General features: G+C 73.7%; 14 protein-coding genes and 1 pseudogene. 5 read left to right on the plus strand and 10 right to left on the minus strand.

The annotated features are described in order from the left end of the window. Window positions 1-89 precede the first annotated feature (89 nt). The 4 genes from ACWEGE_RS31880 to ACWEGE_RS31895 are packed head-to-tail and all read left to right on the plus strand — an operon-like array spanning window position 90 to window position 3,526. Complete coding sequence (locus tag ACWEGE_RS31880) at window positions 90-488, plus strand: ATP-binding protein (RefSeq protein ID WP_176177577.1); 399 nt, start codon at window positions 90-92, stop codon at window positions 486-488. After that, window positions 481-2,109, plus strand: coding sequence for a PP2C family protein-serine/threonine phosphatase (locus ACWEGE_RS31885; RefSeq protein WP_449664150.1), 1,629 nt, complete (start codon window positions 481-483; stop codon window positions 2,107-2,109). The genes ACWEGE_RS31880 and ACWEGE_RS31885 overlap by 8 nt, the downstream gene beginning before the upstream one ends. Beyond that, window positions 2,106-3,176, plus strand: coding sequence for a cobalamin B12-binding domain-containing protein (locus ACWEGE_RS31890; RefSeq protein WP_449664151.1), 1,071 nt, complete (start codon window positions 2,106-2,108; stop codon window positions 3,174-3,176). Before ACWEGE_RS31885 ends, ACWEGE_RS31890 begins: the two co-directional genes overlap by 4 nt. Further along, the gene (locus ACWEGE_RS31895) at window positions 3,173-3,526 is read left to right on the plus strand and encodes an STAS domain-containing protein (protein WP_449664152.1); all 354 of its coding nucleotides are present in this window, start codon (window positions 3,173-3,175) and stop codon (window positions 3,524-3,526) included. Before ACWEGE_RS31890 ends, ACWEGE_RS31895 begins: the two co-directional genes overlap by 4 nt. Here the strand turns inward: ACWEGE_RS31895 and ACWEGE_RS31900 are convergent. Both ACWEGE_RS31900 and ACWEGE_RS31905 read right to left on the minus strand, forming a co-directional pair. After that, window positions 3,483-4,916 carry an alpha/beta hydrolase gene (locus ACWEGE_RS31900; protein ID WP_449664153.1) on the minus strand — a complete coding sequence of 478 codons (1,434 nt, stop codon included), beginning with the start codon at window positions 4,914-4,916 and terminating at the stop codon, window positions 3,483-3,485. The two genes, ACWEGE_RS31895 and ACWEGE_RS31900, sit on opposite strands and share 44 nt — an antisense overlap. Window positions 4,917-4,937: 21 nt before the next feature. Beyond that, window positions 4,938-7,037, minus strand: coding sequence for an MMPL family transporter (locus ACWEGE_RS31905; RefSeq protein WP_449664154.1), 2,100 nt, complete (start codon window positions 7,035-7,037; stop codon window positions 4,938-4,940). Window positions 7,038-7,111: 74 nt separating this feature from the next. On the opposite strand from ACWEGE_RS31905, the gene ACWEGE_RS31910 reads away from it, so the two are divergent. Next, window positions 7,112-7,546, plus strand: a complete 435-nt coding sequence (locus ACWEGE_RS31910) for a MarR family winged helix-turn-helix transcriptional regulator (RefSeq protein ID WP_449664155.1) — start codon at window positions 7,112-7,114, stop codon at window positions 7,544-7,546. A 266-nt stretch (window positions 7,547-7,812) separates the two neighbouring features. Here ACWEGE_RS31910 and ACWEGE_RS31915 read toward each other — a convergent pair whose 3' ends face one another. The 8 genes and pseudogenes from ACWEGE_RS31915 to ACWEGE_RS31950 form a co-directional block, all read right to left on the minus strand. After that, window positions 7,813-8,439, minus strand: coding sequence for a DUF4360 domain-containing protein (locus ACWEGE_RS31915; RefSeq protein WP_449664232.1), 627 nt, complete (start codon window positions 8,437-8,439; stop codon window positions 7,813-7,815). 184 nt (window positions 8,440-8,623) lie between these two features. Beyond that, window positions 8,624-9,496, minus strand: a complete 873-nt coding sequence (locus ACWEGE_RS31920) for a spermine/spermidine synthase domain-containing protein (RefSeq protein WP_449664156.1) — start codon at window positions 9,494-9,496, stop codon at window positions 8,624-8,626. Further along, a complete protein-coding gene (gene speD / locus ACWEGE_RS31925; protein WP_449664157.1) occupies window positions 9,496-9,855 on the minus strand; it encodes an adenosylmethionine decarboxylase in 360 nt (119 codons plus the stop codon). The genes ACWEGE_RS31920 and speD overlap by 1 nt, the downstream gene beginning before the upstream one ends. Beyond that, window positions 9,848-10,996 (minus strand): type III PLP-dependent enzyme, encoded by a 1,149-nt coding sequence (locus ACWEGE_RS31930; RefSeq protein ID WP_449664158.1) that lies wholly within the window; start codon window positions 10,994-10,996, stop codon window positions 9,848-9,850. Before ACWEGE_RS31930 ends, speD begins: the two co-directional genes overlap by 8 nt. 24 nt (window positions 10,997-11,020) lie before the next feature. Further along, the gene (locus ACWEGE_RS31935) at window positions 11,021-13,570 is read right to left on the minus strand and encodes a glutaminase domain-containing protein (RefSeq protein ID WP_449664159.1); all 2,550 of its coding nucleotides are present in this window, start codon (window positions 13,568-13,570) and stop codon (window positions 11,021-11,023) included. Window positions 13,571-14,042: 472 nt separating this feature from the next. Further along, a complete protein-coding gene (locus ACWEGE_RS31940; protein WP_449664160.1) occupies window positions 14,043-14,519 on the minus strand; it encodes an MSMEG_6728 family protein in 477 nt (158 codons plus the stop codon). A gap of 73 nt (window positions 14,520-14,592) precedes the next feature. Next, window positions 14,593-14,898 (minus strand): DUF1883 domain-containing protein, encoded by a 306-nt coding sequence (locus ACWEGE_RS31945; RefSeq protein ID WP_449664161.1) that lies wholly within the window; start codon window positions 14,896-14,898, stop codon window positions 14,593-14,595. A 101-nt stretch (window positions 14,899-14,999) separates the two neighbouring features. Next, window positions 15,000-16,284: pseudogene (locus ACWEGE_RS31950) on the minus strand (hypothetical protein); the annotation flags it as partial.

The following is a 16,284-nucleotide window of genomic DNA, read 5'->3' on the forward strand; positions in this document are numbered from 1 at the left end:
CCTCGGACACCCGTGTGGGCGGGCCCGGTTCCGGGCATGAAGAGGGAGAGGGCCTCCCGGCTGGGGGTGGCACGGCGAAGGAGGCGGATGTGAAGCTCCGATTTGCCCGGCACGAACTCGGCATCTCCCCCGAGCTGTCCGAACTGGCGCGGGTCCGGCACTGGGTGCGGACGGTCCTGCGCGGCTTCCCGGCCCACTTCGTCGGCACGGCGGTGATGGTGGTGGACGAGCTGACGTCGAACGCGCTGCGGCACGGCCGCGCGCCCTACCACGTCCGCCTGCTGCCCGGCGCCGCCCGGCTGCGCATCGAGGTCGACGACAGCGGGACCGACCCGGCCCGCCGCCGGGCGCCGTCCGACCACGGCGGCCGCGGGCTGCTGCTGGTCGAACGCTGCGCGGCGGCCTGGGGCCAGCTGCGCCGGCCCAGCGGCAAGACCCTGTGGGCCGAGCTGGCGACCGACCCGGATCCGGCGGGCGCCCGTGGCTGATCCGGCACACACCGCGGCCACCGCCCCGGTCGACGGCACCGGCGGCTGGGCGGCCGCCCCGGCCGCCGCCGTGGTGGTCGACCGGTCCGGCACGGTCCGGGCCCTCAACGAAGCCGCCCGCGCGCTCTTCCCGGCCGCCGGCTTCGGGTGCCCGGCGGCGGGCACGATCGCGGACTGGCTGGCCGAGGCGCACGAGCGCGGCTCCGACGAGGTCGTCCGCGGCGAGGTCGGCGAGCGCGCGTTCGCCGCGCACCCGGTCCCGCACGGCGAGGCCGTGACCTGGTGGCTCATCGACGAGACCGAGACCCGCTCGGCGCGCGAGGCACTGGCCCGCGAGCAGGAGCGGACCACCTTCCTCAGCGACGCCTCCGCCGCGCTGCTCGGCTCGCTCAACCTGGACCGCTGCATGGAGGTGGCCGCGAGGCTGGCCGCGCAGCACCTCGCCGACGCCGCCCTCGTCCTGGCCCCGTCCGCCGGCACCGGCTTCCCGGCCGTCACCTGCGTGCGCGACGGCGTGCCGATCCGCGCCCGGCTGGAGATCGACCCGGACGATCTGCCCGGTCTCGGCGAAGCGCTGCAGGGCTTCCCTCCGGTGCCGTCGCGCTGGCTCGACCCCGGCGCGGCGCCGTCCTGGGTGCTGCCGGAGGGCTTCGGGCCGGTCGGCTCGATCGTCGTGACGCCGCTGCCCGGCCACGGCGTCCCCGCCGGCGCCCTGGTCCTGCTGCGCCGCGGCGACCGGGCGTCGTTCACCGCCCAGGAAGAGCTCTTCGCCCGGCTGTTCGCGGCGCGGGCGGGCGCGGCCATGTCGGCGGCGCGCGTGTTCGCGCTGCAGGCGTCGATCACCGACACGCTCATGCGCGAGCTGCTCCCGCCGACCCTCGAGCAGCTCGGCGGCGTCGAGTTCGCCGGCCGCTACCGCCCGGCCCGCGACGGCGAGCGGATCGGCGGCGACTTCTACGACGTCCACTCGGCGATCACCGCCGAGGGCGAAGAGTCCCTCGCGGTGCTCGGCGACGTCTGCGGCAAGGGCCTGGACGCCGCCGTGCTGACCGGCAAGATCCGCACCACGCTGCGGGCGCTGCTGCCGATGGCCGGCGACCACCACCGGCTCCTCGACCTGCTGAACCGCACCCTCGGCGACAACGCCGACGCCCGGTACGTCACCCTCGTGCTGGCCTCCGCGCGGCGCGAAGGCGCCACCGTCCGGCTGCGCGTGACCTGCGCGGGGCACCCGCCGCCGCTGATCATCCGGGCCGACGGCCGGGTCGAAGAGGCCGACAGCCAGGGCAGCCTGATCGGCGTGCTGCCCGAGATCACGACGTCGAGCGCGGACGTCACGCTGCACCCCGGCGAGACCTGCCTGCTTTACACCGACGGGATCGTCGAGGCGAAGGGCGGCCCGCTCGGGGACGCCATGTTCGGCGAAGAACGGCTCAAGCAGGCCGCGGCCGAGTGCGCGAGCATGCCGGCCGACGCCGTCGTCGAGCGGGTGCAGATGCTCGCCTCGCAGTGGATCGGCCGCGGCACCCACGACGACATGGCCGTGCTGGCGATCACCGCGCCGCGCGGCCAGCACCTGGCCGCGGTCGGCGGCCACGGCCGCGGGAGGTACACCGCATGAGCACCGCCACCCGCGCCACCGGGGTGGCCGGGCACGCCGAGCGGCTCTGGACCGCCGTCACCACGGGCGACGAGTACGCCGCGGGCGACGTCGTGGTCCGGGCGCTCGGCGAGGGGGCCGACCCGGAAAGCGTGCTGCTCGACGTGATCGGCGCGGTGCAGCGGCGGGTCGGCCGCGAATGGGCGGCCAACCGCCTCACCGTCGCCCAGGAGCACGCGGCGACCGCGATCAACGACCGCGTCATCGCCACCTTCGGCTACGTGCTGAAGCGGCCGGAGCCGCACCTGGGCCGGATCACCGTCGCGTGCGTCGACGGCGAGTGGCACGCGATGCCGGCCCGGCTGCTGTCGGAGGTGCTGCGGCTGCGCGGGTTCGCGGTCGACTACCTCGGCGCGCAGGTGCCGGCCCCGCACCTGGTGGCCCACCTGCACCGGACCGGCCCGGACGCGGTGGCGCTGTCCGGCTCGCTGGCGACCCGGCTGCCGACGGCGCACGCGACGATCACCGCGTGCCAGGCGGCGGCGACCCCGGTCATCGCGGGCGGCGCCGCCTTCGGTCACGACGGCCGGTACGCCCGGCTGCTGGGCGCCGAAGCGTGGGCCCCGGACGCCCGGGCCGCCGCCGACCGGCTGGCCGAGCCGCTCCCCCGCCCGCAGACCGCCCACCAGCCGCTCGACGACCTGCCCCACCTGGCCGACCAGGAGTACACGCTGGTCACGCGCAGCTCGGGCCGGCTGGTGAAGACGGTGCTGGCGGGCTTGGAGGAGCGGATCCCGGCGATGCGGGACTACACCGACCTGCAGCGCCAGTACACCGCCGAAGACCTCGCCCACATCGTCGAGTACCTGGCCACCGCCCTGTACGTCGGCGACGGCGAGCTGTTCACCGGGTTCCTGACCTGGACGGCCGGGATCCTGACCGCGCGCGGCGTCCCGGCGGCCTCGCTCGCGCCGGCGCTCGAACTGCTCGAAGGCGAACTGCGCGACTTCCCGCGGGCCACCGGCTTGCTCCGCACCGCACGAACGCACCTGGCGGAGCCGGCCGCCGGATCGGAGCGGCCGGCATGACCACCGGGCTGACCTGCACCTGGACCACCCCCGACGAGGGCACGGCCCGCGTCACGATCACCGGCGACCTCGAGTTCGCCACGACCGGCACGCTGCTGCGGCTGGTCACCGAACGGCTGGCCGGCCGCCCCGGCGTCCGCGAAGTCCGCCTGGACTGCGGCGAAATCGGCTTCTGCGACTCCTCGGGGCTCTCGGAGCTGATGAAGCTGTACCGCGTCGTCACCGACGCGGGCGCCCGGCTGCACCTGGACAACCGGCAGCCGGCGCTGGACCGGCTGCTCGCCCGCACCGGCACGGCCGCGTACCTCACCGGCGAGGCGACGGACTCCCGGGCCCGGCGCGATTCCTGAGCAGGTCCAGCTCCCACGGGTCGTGCGCGCCGAACAGCGTCGCCGCAGCAGCTGGCGGGTGCCGTCGTGGACGGCGTGCCCGGCGGTGTGCCCGGACCTCAAGGCCGCCATCGGCTAAGGGGTGGGGATGGCCCGCGTAGGTCAGGAGCACACTTCCCCGGATCTCCGCCGACACCCTGACGACGTTTTCGTACGGTGACCACGGGTTGCCCTCGGCGCCCACGACCAGGATCGGTGGCGCGCCCCGGACGATCGCCGGCCGGGGCGGGTTCGTGCCCGCCGTGCGCCGGCCGGCGCAGCCGCTCAGCGCGTCCCACGCCCGCGACGCGCCGCGGGTGTGCGGGGCCAGCGCGGCCACGATCGGCCGCGCCACGACGAGATCGGTGACCGAAGCCGGGTAGTCCTGGCACATTCCGGCCCGCAGCGGGTTCCACAGGTCGCGGAAGCCCCACGAGTAGCGGTAGACGAAGGCGAACACCGGGCTCGTGCCGCCGGCCGCCTGCTGGACGGCGGTCGCCAGGTCGGCCCAGCCCATGCCGCCGCCCGGGAGGGTCAGGTCGCCGATCTCCAGCAGTTGCCCGGTGAGGAACGCCAGGTCGTCGCCGCGCACCGCGACCGTCGTCTGCTGCGGTTCGGGGCGGCCGGGTTCGGGCGGCAGGTCCAGCCGGACCGGACGCCGGTCGGCATCGCGCAGCAGGGTGTCGTAGACCGCGGCGACGTCCTGCCCGTGCAGCGCGCAGCGCACCGACCCGGTGCACCACGCCACGAACCGGGTGAACTCACGCTCCACTGTGGACGCGTACGCCGCGGCCCGGACGACCACCGGGACGCTGTGCTCGAGCGGGCTGTCCATCGCCATGGCGCGGACGCGGTGCGGGAACAGGTGCGCGTACGCCTGCCCCGGACCGGTGTAGCCGTAGAAGAAGAAACTGGCCCGCTCTTCGCCCAGGGCGGCCCGGACCGCGTCGAGGTCCCTGGCCTGGGTGACGGCGTCCAGGTGGCCGGCCGGCGGACCGGCGCAACCGGCCTCCACCGCTTGGTTGTGCCGGATCAGCGCGTCGGCCTCGGCCGCCGAGCGCGGGAACGCGGTCACGTCCGGGTCGTGCACCGGCAGGCGGCAGTCGATCGCGCCGGACCGGACCGGACCGGGGCGGGCTGCCTGCCGTTGAAGGGGTGCACCCCGCCACCGCGCGGATCCACCCCGGTGCCGGTCGAACGCCAGCGTGGTCTTCGGCCCGTCCGGCCGGTCCCAGTCCAGCGGAACGGCGATCTTCGTGCATTCCGCACCCACCCCGCCGGGCACCCAGTCCAGGGCGCCCGGCGAGGCCGAGGCGGGTGGCGCGACGACGGACACGAGCAGGACGACGAGTGCCGTGATCCGCCCCCACATGCTCCCCTCGGAAATGTTTGGCTACCAAGATTCTTGGCATCCAGGACTGCTCGCTGTCGAGTCCTCCCGGCGAGCCAGCTTCGACGGCCACCAGATGCGCCGCCCGACGTCGATGGTCAGCGCCGGGACCAGCAACGACCGCACCAGCAGCGTGTCCAGCAGCACCCCGAACGCCACGATGAACGCGATCTGCGCCAGGAACAGGATCGGGATCACCGCCAGCGCCGAGAACGTCGCCGCCAGCACCACTCCCGCCGAGGTGATCACCCCGCCCGTCAGGGACAGCCCGCGCAGCGTTCCGGCTCGCGTTCCCCGCGTCAGCGCCTCCTCGCGCACCCGGGTCATCAGGAAGATGTTGTAGTCGATCCCCAGTGCCACCAGGAACACGAACCCGAACAGCGGCACCACCGGGTCCGCGCCGGGGAAGCCGAGGACGTGGTTGAACACCAGCGCCGACACACCCATCGTCGCCGCGAACGACAGCACCACCGTCGCGATCAGCAGCAGCGGTGCCAGCAGCGACCGCAACAGCAACGCCAGCACCAGGAAGATCACCAGCAGCACGATCGGGATGATCAACGCCCGGTCGCGCTTCGACGTCTGCTGCGTGTCCAGCTGGATCGCCGTCGGGCCGCCCACCTTGGCGTTCGCCTCCGGAACCGCGTGCACGGCGTCACGCAGGCGGCCGACCGTCGCCACCGCCGCCTCCGAGTCCGCCGGATCGGTGAGGACCGACAGGATCTGGACGCGGCCGCCGACCACCTTGGGGCGGCCATCGGGGCCCGGCAACGGGAACGACTGGGCCACTCCGTCGATTGTGGACGCCTTCAGGACCGCGGGCAGCGCGCCGGCGTCGGCGATCGTGATCGCGGGTGCGCCGAGGCCGCCCGGGAAGTGCCTGCCGAGGATCTCCTGCCCGGTCCCGGATTCGACCTGGGTCAGGAAGACGTCCGACTGCGCGGTGCCGGACGCCTTCAGCTGCGGCAGGAACGCGACGCCGACGCCCAGCACCAGCGCCGTCACCACCCAGACCGCGCGCGGGCGGCGGCCGACCAGGCGCGCGACCCGGCCCCAGATCCCGGCCGTCTCCGGGTGCGGCGAGCCCAGCGCCGGCTTGAACGGCCAGAACGCGCCACGGCCGCACAGGGCCAGCGCGGCCGGCAGGAACGTGGTGGACGCCAGCAGGGCCGCACCGATGCCGATCGCCGCCACCGGGCCGAGGCCCTTGTTCGAGTTGAGGTCGCTGAACAGCAGGCACAGCACGCCGAGCACGACGGTGCCCGCCGAGGCCCCGATCGGTTCGAGCGTCGCGCGCCAGGCGAGCTTCAGCGCGTCGAACCGGCTCGGCGTGTCGCGCAGCTGCTCGCGGAACCGGGCGACCAGCAGGAGCGCGTAGTCGGTCGCCGCGCCGAAGACGAGGATCGAGAGGATGCCCTGGCTCTGGCCGTTGAGCGCGAGGACGTCGTGCTTCGCCAGCAGGTAGACGACCAGGCTGGCGAGCCCGAGCGCGAACACCGCCGACAGCAGCACCAGGAACGGCAGCAAGGGGCTGCGGTAGACGGCGACGAGGATCAGCGCGACCACGCCGCCGGCCACCAGCAGCAGGATGCCGTCGATCCCGCCGAACGCCTTGACCAGGTCGGCGATCTGCCCGGCAGGCCCGGTGACGAGCACGGTGAGCCCGTCGGGCGCGCCGGCGAGCCGTGCCCGGACCTCCTTGACGACGTCGGCGGGGTTGCCGTCGGCGAAGACCGGCACCGCGAGCTGCGCGGCCTGGTCGTCGCGTGGCGCCTGCTCCGGCCGGCCGAGCGGGCCGGCCACCCCGGGCACACTGCCCAGTTCCCGCGCCTTGGTCTCGAGAAAGCGCCGGTCTTCCGCGGTCAGGCCGCTCGCGCGCTCGGCGACGACGGTCGCGGGCAGCACCTGGCGCGGGCTGAACGCCTTCTGCTCGTCGGCGACCTCGGTGGCTTCGGCCGAGCGCGGGAGGAAGGCGGCGTTGTCGTTCTTCGCGACCTCGCTGAGCTTGCCGGCGAACGGACCGCCGAACCCGCCCAGGCCGAGCCAGGCGACCACCAGGAGGGCCGGGATCAGCCAGCGGAGGCGGCGCGGGTTGTCGTTCATGGTCGCTAAGGTCCTTTCGAGGGCGAACACGCCCAATTGTTCAGCAAGCTGAACATTTTGCACGACGACCCGGAGTGACGGTGAGCACAACCCCCGAACCCGACTTGAGCACCTGGCCGACCGGCCGGCTGCTGGCCGTGGCCGCCCGCCTGGTGGAGCAGCGCTGGGTGGCCGTGCTCGACGACCTGGGCCTCACCCACGCGGGTCTGATCGCCCTGCACACGCTGCGTGACGGACCGCTGCCCCAGCGGACACTGGCCCAGCGCTGCCAGGTGACCGACCAGACGATGAGCCGCACGCTCGAGCGCCTGGCCAAGGCGGGGTTCGTCAGCCGGGCCGCGGACCCGGCCGACGGGCGCCGCCACCTCACCCGGCTGACCGCGCGCGGCCGGGCCGTCCACGAGCAGGCCGTGCGGGCCGAACCCGCGCTGCTCGGCGGCCTCGGCGACGACGACGCGTTCCGCACCGGCCTGCTCGCGCTGATCACCCGGCTGTCCGCGGGCGATTGAGAGCGCGCCCGGCTGGGTAGCTCTTGCTACATGTGGATCGCGGTGAGCACCCCAGTGGCCGTCCTGATCGCTACCGTCCTGATGGAGCGGTTCGAACGCCGGTGCCGGCTGGCACCGGGCCCCGAGACCGAACGGGTGACGGCCCGCGGCTGACGCCGGTTCGTTGTTCCTCGTTCAACGAATTTCCCGGCCCGTGCGGGCACGGCAAAACCCGCTCACCGGCCGGGGTTCCGGTGAGCGGGCGCCGCGACGAAGACCTCTCTAATTCAGCAGGTCTTCCACGCGAAGTGGTAAATCGTGTCCACGCTCGCGTGTTCGGAATCCATTTCGATGAAACTGCCGCCCGACGACGAGCCCGCGTCCGCGCGCAGTTCCGCATTGATGTTCAGATTGCGGCTCTCCCCGCAGGGAGCGAACACCAGCTCGGCCACGTCGGTGGCGTCGACGGCCCGCCACACGCCGTGGAACGGGCCGGGGAAGGTGTGCCGCACCCGTGCGGTCGGTGCCGTCCCGGCGAAGTAGTAGTTGGCTTGCTCGATCGCGCTCGCACCGCTCTCGATGTGCGCGAAGCCGCGGTAGTCCGCCTCCGCGATCGCGTACGTGAACCCTTGCGGCACATGGACGACCACGTTGATCTGGCAGTTCTTCCTGGCTTCGAGCGCGGGGGCGCCGCCGCCGGCCTTGGCGGTGAAGTTCGAGTAGTGCACCGTGAACGAGGTGTTGTCGGAGGCGACGTCGGCGGACGCGGCGGCCGTGCCCGCCGGGCACCCCGAACCGTTGATCGTCTTGATGTCGAGCGTGATCTTTTCGCTCGGAACGGACGCCGCCGCGGAATCGACGGGAGCGAGGAGGGTGGACAGAATCATTGCGCCTACGACCGACATACCGAGCATGACGCTCCTCCAAATGGGCCACGGTGCCGAGGTGGTGATGATGATCGCGCGCGGGAAGGATCGTAGCGCGATCGCAACCTTTTCGACGGCCACTGAACGGAGTAACACGAGAGGCGCGGAGCGCGGGAAATCCATTTCCCGCTAATTCACCTTTCCCGGGCCCCGATATTCGCGGAATCGAAGGTCAAGACGACTGGTTCAGACCACTGGCGCGAAGGGACCGCGGGGGGACGCTGCCGCCGAGCAGCGCTTCGGCGTCCAGCGTCGCCGCGCCGCTCCCCCGCTCCGCGAACCGCCGCGCCACCAGCGCGCCCGGCTCCCCGACCGGCTCCGCGCGGCCGGACAGGAACGCCCACTCGTGCTCGTCGGAGCCGAAGTACAGCACCCCGCCGAACACCTCGCGGAACCGCCGCCAGGACGCCCGGAGCGTCTCGTTGCGCCACAGCGTCGGGCAACCCGCCTGGCAGGTCACCACCCCGCCCGGCGCCAGCACGCGCGCGCAGCGGGCGAGGAAGTCCGTGCCGTACAAGCGGTTGTGCTGCGCGTCCGGATCGGTGTTCTCGTCCGGCAGGTCGATCACGACCACGTCGTAGCGCTCGCCCCGGTCTTCGGCCGCGGCGAGGAAGGCCCAGCCGTCCGCATAGGACACCCGGACCGGCCCGTCCCCGCGCTCGGCCCGGGCCAGCTCCGCCGGGGTGTAGCCGTAGGGCAGGTGCTCGGCGCAGGCGCGCACGGCGCGGGCGTCGATGTCGACGTGGTCGACCAGCGAAGCACCCGCGGCGACCGCCAGCTCGCTCGCGACGCCCTCGCTCGAGCCGATGACGAGCACCCGCCGCACCCGTTCGGCCAGCAGGAGCGCGGGCACCATCAGCGCTTCGTGGTACACCAGCTGGCTGGCTTCGGTGCTCTGGCGCTCGCCGTCGCAGAACAGCGAAACCCCTTGTGCCGTCGTCCCGATCAGCACCTCCTGGTACGGCGTGCGCTCGTGGAAGAGCACCTCGCCGACCTCCCAGACGCGGGTGAGGCCCTCGCCGAGGGGTTCGTGGATCAAGGGCATCAGCGTTCTCCCCGGTGGAGGACCGACAGGTGGACCGGCGCGGCGTCGAGCGCCTTGGCCAGCAGCCGCAGGGCGTGTTCGGGGTCGGCGCTGTCCCCGCAGGTGAACACGTCGGCGAAGAGCGACCCGTGCTCCGGGTAGGTGTGGACCGACGCGTGCGACTCGGCCAGCAGCGCGATCACCGTGGCGCCCTGCGGCGCGAACCGCTGCGCCACGACGTCGAGCACCGTCGCGCCCGCCTCCGTCACCGCCGCCCGCAGCAGCTCACCGAGGCGCACCGGGTCGTCGAGCAGCCCCGGGTCGACACCGTGCAGCTCGGCGAGCACGTGCCGCCCGGTGAACCGGCCGACCTCAGGCATCGCCCCACCTCCCGACGCAGTACGTGCGCAGCGGCTCGATCCCGTTGAACCCCACCGACGCGTAGCTCGCGGTGTAGGCCCCGGTGCCCGGCACGTCGAGCCGGTCGCCGCCGCGCAGCGACACCGGCAGCCGGTACGGCGTCCGCTGGTAGAGCACGTCGTCACCGTCGCAGGTCGGGCCGGCCAGCACCACCGGGCCGTCCGCGCCGCCGGGCACGCCCACCGGTTCGAACCGGTAGGCGATCGCTTCGTTCTCGGCTTCGGCCAGCCCGTTGTAGCGGCCGATGTCGAGGTACACCCAGCGCCGCCCGGCCCGGTCCGCGACCAGCACGACCTCGGTCCGCAGCAGGCCGGCGTCGGCGACGAGCACCCGCCCCGGCTCGAGCAGCAGCTCCGGCCGGCCTTCGGGGAACGACGCGTCGAGGGCGGCCTCGATCGTCGCCGCGTACGTGGCCAAGGACGGCACCGCCGTCCGGTGCGCGGTCGCGAAGCCGCCGCCGAGGTTGAGCCGCGTCATCCCGACGCCCTGCGCCGCGGCCTCGGCGAACAGCTTCGCGGCGGTGGCGATGCCGATCTCCCAGGCCGAGACGTCCGGCTGCTGCGAGCCGACGTGGAAGGCCAGGCCGGGCCGCAGGCCCAGCGCGGCCGCGTGCAGCACGAGGTCGAGGGCTTCGGCCGGGGCGCAGCCGAACTTCCGGCCGAACGGCGTCGCCGAGTCCGGCGCGTCGAGCAGGACGCGGATCGACACCGCCGAACCCGGCGCGTACCGGCCCAGGTGCTCGACGTCGGCGGGGGCGTCCGAAGTGAACTCCCGGACCCCCCGCTCGAAGGCGAAGGCGATGTCCCGCGGTTTCTTGATCGGGTTGCCGTAGGCGATGTCCGCCGGGCCGGCGCCGCGGCCGAGGCACAGCTCGAGTTCGGCCGGCCCGGCCACGTCGAAGCCGATCCCGGCCGCCACCAGCGCGTCGAGCACCGGTGGCGCCGGGTTGGCCTTGACCGCGTACCGGACCAGCGCGCCGGGGAAGGCCGCGCCGAACTCCCGCGCCCGGGCCGCGACGACGTCGGTGTCGACGACCAGGCACGGGGTCGGCGGGTCCCGCTCGTCGAGGAACCGGCGGATCCGGGTGAAGTCGGCGCACACGGGCGCCAGTGTCGCAAACGGGCGTCAGGCGAACCGCCACAGGTGGTCCGGTGTGCCGTTGTCGTCCCACTGGGTCACCTGGGCACCGTCCGCCGTGGACTGCTGGTCGACCGCCATCACCTTGCCGCTGCGGACGTTGACGAGCTTCGACCAGCCCCCGCCGGCGTCGACGATCCGCCAGTTGTGGTCGGGGGTGCCGTTGTCGCGGTACTGCTGGACGTGGGCGCCGTTGTCGAGGCTCTGGTCGTGCACGGCGAGGACCTTGCCGCTGTTGCGGTTGACGATCCGGACCGTGCCGTCGCCGTTGTCCACGACGGCCCAGAGGTGGTCCGCGGTGCCGTTGTCCGACCACTGCGTGACCTCGGCCATGTCGGCCAGCGACATGTTCGAAACGGCCAGCACCTTGCCCGAACGCTGGTTCTGCAGCTTCCGCCAGACGGTCGTCGACGCGGCGGGGCGGGTCAGCAGCGCCAGGTAGCCGCCGGCCACCGGGCGGGCCTGGAAGCCGCGCTGGGTGGCGTCGGCGACGACGTACCAGTCGCTGAACGGCACGCGCTGCGGTGTGGTGTTCGCGTAGCTGTAGACACCTTCGACCAGGGTGGTGCGGATGTCCGGCCGGTCGGCGAGCCAGGCCGCGGTCCACAGTTCCCAGTCGGCTTTCGTGTAGTTGTTGCGCGGGTCGAGCAGGACGCCGTGGGCGCCGGCGCGGCTCTGGTACCAGGCGGCCTCCTGCGCGGCGACGCCGACCGGGACCAGGTCGAGGCCGAGCACGCGGTCGGCGAAGCCGTTGTACTTCAGGCTCCAGGTGCCCGGCTGGTCGTAGGCGAGCCGCAGGTGCTGGCCGTCCTCGGCGAGGGTGACCCACTGGCTGACGTAGCTGCGGGACGTCGACCGGTACCGCTGGGCGTCGGCGGAGTTGCCCACCGCGGCGGCGATGATGCCCATGGCGCCGACGCCGATGATGCCCTTCAGCGCGAGGTTCGCGCTGTGGGCGATGAAGCCGGTGAAGTCGTCGGTCTGGTTCTGGAAACCGGGGTCGAGGGTGTTGGCGACCAGGTACTCGGCCCACTGCCGCAGGATCCGGTAGTGGGTGTTCGCGAAGGCGACGGCTTCGGCCTGCGGCAGCCGCTGCACCAGCGCGGCCGCCATGATCAGCAGGTTGGCCGACTCCTCGACCGGCATGCTCTCTTCGTTGCCGTCGTTGTGCCCGGTGGCGTCCGGGTAGTGGGTGCCGAGGTCGTGTTCGGCGAACGCCATCGGCCAGCCGCCGCGCTCGGCGTAGTCGAGCAGCGGCTCCAGCAGCAGGCGCAGGTAGGCGGGCGAAAGGTGGAGGAAGGCCGGGAACGCCGGGTAGGTGACGTCCACTGTGGACATGTTGCCGTTGGAGGAGATCTCCTTGAGGAACGCCCAGGGCGCGCCGCCCCGGTCGACCAGCTCGGTGCCGCCGAAGGCCTGGCGCAGGGCGAGCGCGCAGATCCCGGCGTAGTGCTCGCCGGTGCTGCCACCGCCGGCCGCGGCGACGGCGTCGTCGTGCAGCCGCTGGTCGATCGCGGTGGCCGAGGTCAGTGCGGCGGCGTAGTCGTTCGCGAACCAGACCGCCATGTCCGGCCAGCTGCTCCAGTAGTGCGTCCACCAGGGCCGCAGCTCGGTGCCGAGGTAGCGGACCGCGGGGGTGCGGACGTGCCCGATCGCGAGGGTGAACGGGCTCGCCGTGCCGCCGGCCGGGATCGTGCCGAGGTCCTTGTTGAAGGCCAGCACGGGCCAGCGGTCGTTGATCGCGCGCGGCTGGGCGGGGTCGCTGGTGTTGTTCAGGGCGCCTTGGCCCGCCGAGGCGCCGCGCACGACGGTGTCCTGCCCGATCTGCCAGGTGGTCCCCGCGGCGGGCGCGGCCAGCACGAGCGAGCCCCAGCCGGCCTGGTCGCCGTTCTCCTGCAGCACGCCGGGACTGGCCGGGGTGCAGCTGAGCAGCGTGTAGCCGCCGGATTGCTGCTGCGTCCAGGTGACCGGGGTGGCGGTGTTGCCGTGCACCCACTCCGCGGAGGTGTCGAAGTGCAGGTCGACGGTGTGCGCGCGGCCGTCGGCGCTGGCGGCCTGGATCGTGACGTAGCCGAACGGGACGCACTGGCGCTGCAGGTTCGCCGGGTCGACCGGCGAGAAGAACGTGACGGTGAGGTTCACACCGCCGCCGTTGAGGACGTAGGTCGAGCGGGTGCCGGTGACCTGGAGGCTGACCTGCGTCATCGGGGTCGTGGCCGGGCTGCCGGGCGCGCCGGCGAAGAGGTAGGCGGCGCCGTCGACGCGGGCGATGCCGCACAGCGCGGTGATGTGGCCGGTCCAGAAGCTCGACCAGGTGCCGGGGAGGTTGTCGGCGGGCTGCCAGGTGGAGAGGTAGGGCGAGCGGACGATCAGCGGGGTGGCGGGCGGCCGGATCGGGCCGAAGGTCCCGGCGGCGGCGGTCCCGGGCAGCCAGAGCGCGGCCGCGACGGCGGCGGCCGTACCCCCGGCGAGCCGGAGCAGATCGCGGCGGGTGAGGTGGGCGGGTTCTCGGGTTCGGTCGCGGTTTCCGGAGGACATCGATGGCCCCTTCCGACGGCGGGCGAGCCGGGCAGGGACTTTTTTACATCGTTGGTACAACGTTGTAAATCCGCCGAAGGTCGGTGCGGGGTTGCGGTGCGGACCAGTGGAGCCGCAGGTCCGGTGCGGTTTAGGCCGGCCGGACCGGCGCTGGTGGCCCTGGCGCGGCGCAGGTGAGGTGAGTGGCCCGGGCCTGAGCGGCCGGGGCTCGCCTGGCCCGGATCCGGCGGGTCCGGACCAGGCGGCTGGACTCGGTCGGTCCAGCCGCCTGGCCCGGCTCGGGTCGAGCGGTCCGGGCCGGGGCGGCTCAGCTCAGACGACCCGAGGCCCGGCGGCCCAACTCGGCCCACCCGGCTCGGGTCGGGCGGCTCACCCGGCTCGGCTTGCCCGGCCCACCCGGCTCGGCTCGCCTGGCCCACCCGGCTCGGGTCGGGCGGCCCAGACCTGGCGAGCCCGGGCCCGGCGGCTCGGCTCAGCCCACCCGGCTGGCGCGGTCCGACGCGGGCCACACGTACGGCAGGTCCGGCGGCACCCCCGGGAACCGCGTGCCGTAGTGGTCCGGGTCCTTCCGCACCAGCGCCGACTGGTGGCTGCGGTGGAGCGCTTCGTCGCCCAGCCACGGCGGCACGTCACCCGCCGCGGTGAGGTCGGCCTGGGTCCGGACCTCGGCGCTGCTCACCGATCGGGTGAACTCCTCCCCCAGCTTCACCGCGCACGTGTCCGCCGCGCCCAGCTCGCACCACACCGCGCAGACCTCGAGGCCGTAGCGCGTCAACGCCTCCTCGTAGCCCGTCCACATCTTCGCCGCCGGGTGGTGGCGCCAGCCGTAGCCGGGGATCACGAGCGCCCGCAGCACCTGGAGCGCCTCGACGCGCTGCTTGCCGAGGCGGCGGCGGTCGAGCGTGCGGGCGCTGGCGGTGAAGCCGGGACACGGCAGGAACGTCTGCATCCGGTCCGGGTACCCCGCATCCGGCCGCCGATTCCCCTCCGCGGCCCCGGATCCAGGGCCGCGGAGGGGACGCTCACGGCCGGCAGCCGCGGCCACGGGCCGTGACGGCCGCTTCCGGTTCGACGCTCACCCGCGGGCGCAGGGGCCGGGCTTCGAGGCCCTCGACGTCGATCACCAGGAACCAGTGGGCGTTGGCCGGGATGTGGATCTTGAACATCGGTGCGGTGGCCACCCCGCCGTGCATCCGGTAGTACTGCCGGCGCCGGTAGGCCTGGAAGTTGACCGCGGTCAGCAGCCTGACGTTGGCCATCGCGTCCAGGCGGACGGTGACCACCGCGTCTCTTCGCACCTTCCCCAGGTCGAACACGCTCGCTTCCATTTCGTCCCTCTTCCACGCGTGGTTTTCGGTTCGAGTTCGGCAGTCGCGGGCAGCGCGGATCGCGCCGCGGAGCACACGACGGGCGGAAGATCGGAACGGGACTAACCGGGTCCGGTGCCCGGTTCGGACGGCCGCGACAGCGGCACGAAATCCCCGTGCGCCCAAGGGGACGCCCGGAAGCGGTGCGGAGCCTGGCCGGCGCTCAGGCAGGCGGGCGGGATGCCGGACCCGCTGCCGGAGGCGACGTCGGACGACGACCCGGGCGCGCCGGGCCGGGCCGGCGCCGGAGCGGACCCGGGCCGGTGGCCGCCGAGGTGCGCCACCACCGGCTGGTGAGCGGCGCTTCGGCGCGACGGCGAGGCGGCGGAGCAGACCGGGCCGCTTCGCCACACCGGCCCACCGGCTGCGGCGGCGGGGTGAACACCCGAGGCGGAAACACGCGCCTGATCCGGCGGCGCACCGGCGACCACCCGCGGCGCGACCGCGGGAACGGCCCGGACAACGGTCCTGGACACGGGCGGCTCGACGGCCTCGGCGACGGGGGCGACGATCGGTCGCCCGACGCCGTCGGCGACGGGGGCGAGCAGATCGCCCAGTGCGGGAGAAGTGGCGCCGAGCACGGGCCCGGCGACCGGCTCGAGCAGGTGCCCCAGAGAACCGGCGAGACCGGCAACGGGCGGCCCGAGAACGGACGCAACGGGCTCACCAAGCCCGGCGACGGCCTGGGTCAGCGGGGAGAGAAGCCTTTTCGCGGCACCGGTCACCGGCTCGACGACGGGAAGGCCGCCACGAACAACGGGCGCAACGAGCCCGGCGACGGTTTCGCTCACCGGAGAGGCAACAGCGCCGACGGCACGCGTCACCGGCTCGACGGAGCCCACCGCTTTGGTCAGTGGAGCCACGACCGCGGAGGCGGCTTCGCCCACCGGCGAGACCACGGTACCTGCGGCACGCCCCACCGGCCCGGCAGCACCCACCGCCCTGGTCAGCGGCGCCACAACCGCGGCCGCGCCCCCACCCACTGGCGAAACCACATCACCCGCGGCACGCCCCACCGGCGCAGCCGAACTCACCGCCTTCGCCACCGGCGCCACAACCGCGGCCGCGGCTCCACCTATTGGCGAAACCACATCACCTGCGGCACGCCCCACCGGCCCGGCAGCACCCACCGCCTTCACCACCGGCGCCACAATTGCGGCCGCGGCTCCACTCACCGGCGAAACCACACCACCCGCCGCACGGCCCACCGGCCCGGCAGCACCCACCGCCTTCACCACCGGCGCCACAACTGCGGCCGCGGCTCCACTCACCGGCGAAACCACACCACCCGCCGCACGGCCCACCGGCCCGGCAGCACCCACCGCCTTCACCACCGGCGCCACAACT

The sequence above is a fragment of the Amycolatopsis sp. NPDC004747 genome (assembly GCF_053601335.1).

Excerpts from the sequence above, each read along its gene's own strand:
- ACWEGE_RS31890 (WP_449664151.1), top strand. The coding sequence starts at position 2,106 with ATGAGCACCGCCACCCGCGCCACCGGGGTGGCCGGGCACGCCGAGCGG.
- ACWEGE_RS31935 (WP_449664159.1), bottom strand. The coding sequence starts at position 13,570 with ATGTCCTCCGGAAACCGCGACCGAACCCGAGAACCCGCCCACCTCACC.
- ACWEGE_RS31940 (WP_449664160.1), bottom strand. The coding sequence starts at position 14,519 with ATGCAGACGTTCCTGCCGTGTCCCGGCTTCACCGCCAGCGCCCGCACG.
- ACWEGE_RS31900 (WP_449664153.1), bottom strand. The coding sequence starts at position 4,916 with ATGTGGGGGCGGATCACGGCACTCGTCGTCCTGCTCGTGTCCGTCGTC.
- speD (WP_449664157.1), bottom strand. The coding sequence starts at position 9,855 with ATGCCTGAGGTCGGCCGGTTCACCGGGCGGCACGTGCTCGCCGAGCTG.
- ACWEGE_RS31915 (WP_449664232.1), bottom strand. The coding sequence starts at position 8,439 with ATGCTCGGTATGTCGGTCGTAGGCGCAATGATTCTGTCCACCCTCCTC.
- ACWEGE_RS31945 (WP_449664161.1), bottom strand. The coding sequence starts at position 14,898 with ATGGAAGCGAGCGTGTTCGACCTGGGGAAGGTGCGAAGAGACGCGGTG.
- ACWEGE_RS31895 (WP_449664152.1), top strand. The coding sequence starts at position 3,173 with ATGACCACCGGGCTGACCTGCACCTGGACCACCCCCGACGAGGGCACG.
- ACWEGE_RS31905 (WP_449664154.1), bottom strand. The coding sequence starts at position 7,037 with ATGAACGACAACCCGCGCCGCCTCCGCTGGCTGATCCCGGCCCTCCTG.
- ACWEGE_RS31920 (WP_449664156.1), bottom strand. The coding sequence starts at position 9,496 with ATGCCCTTGATCCACGAACCCCTCGGCGAGGGCCTCACCCGCGTCTGG.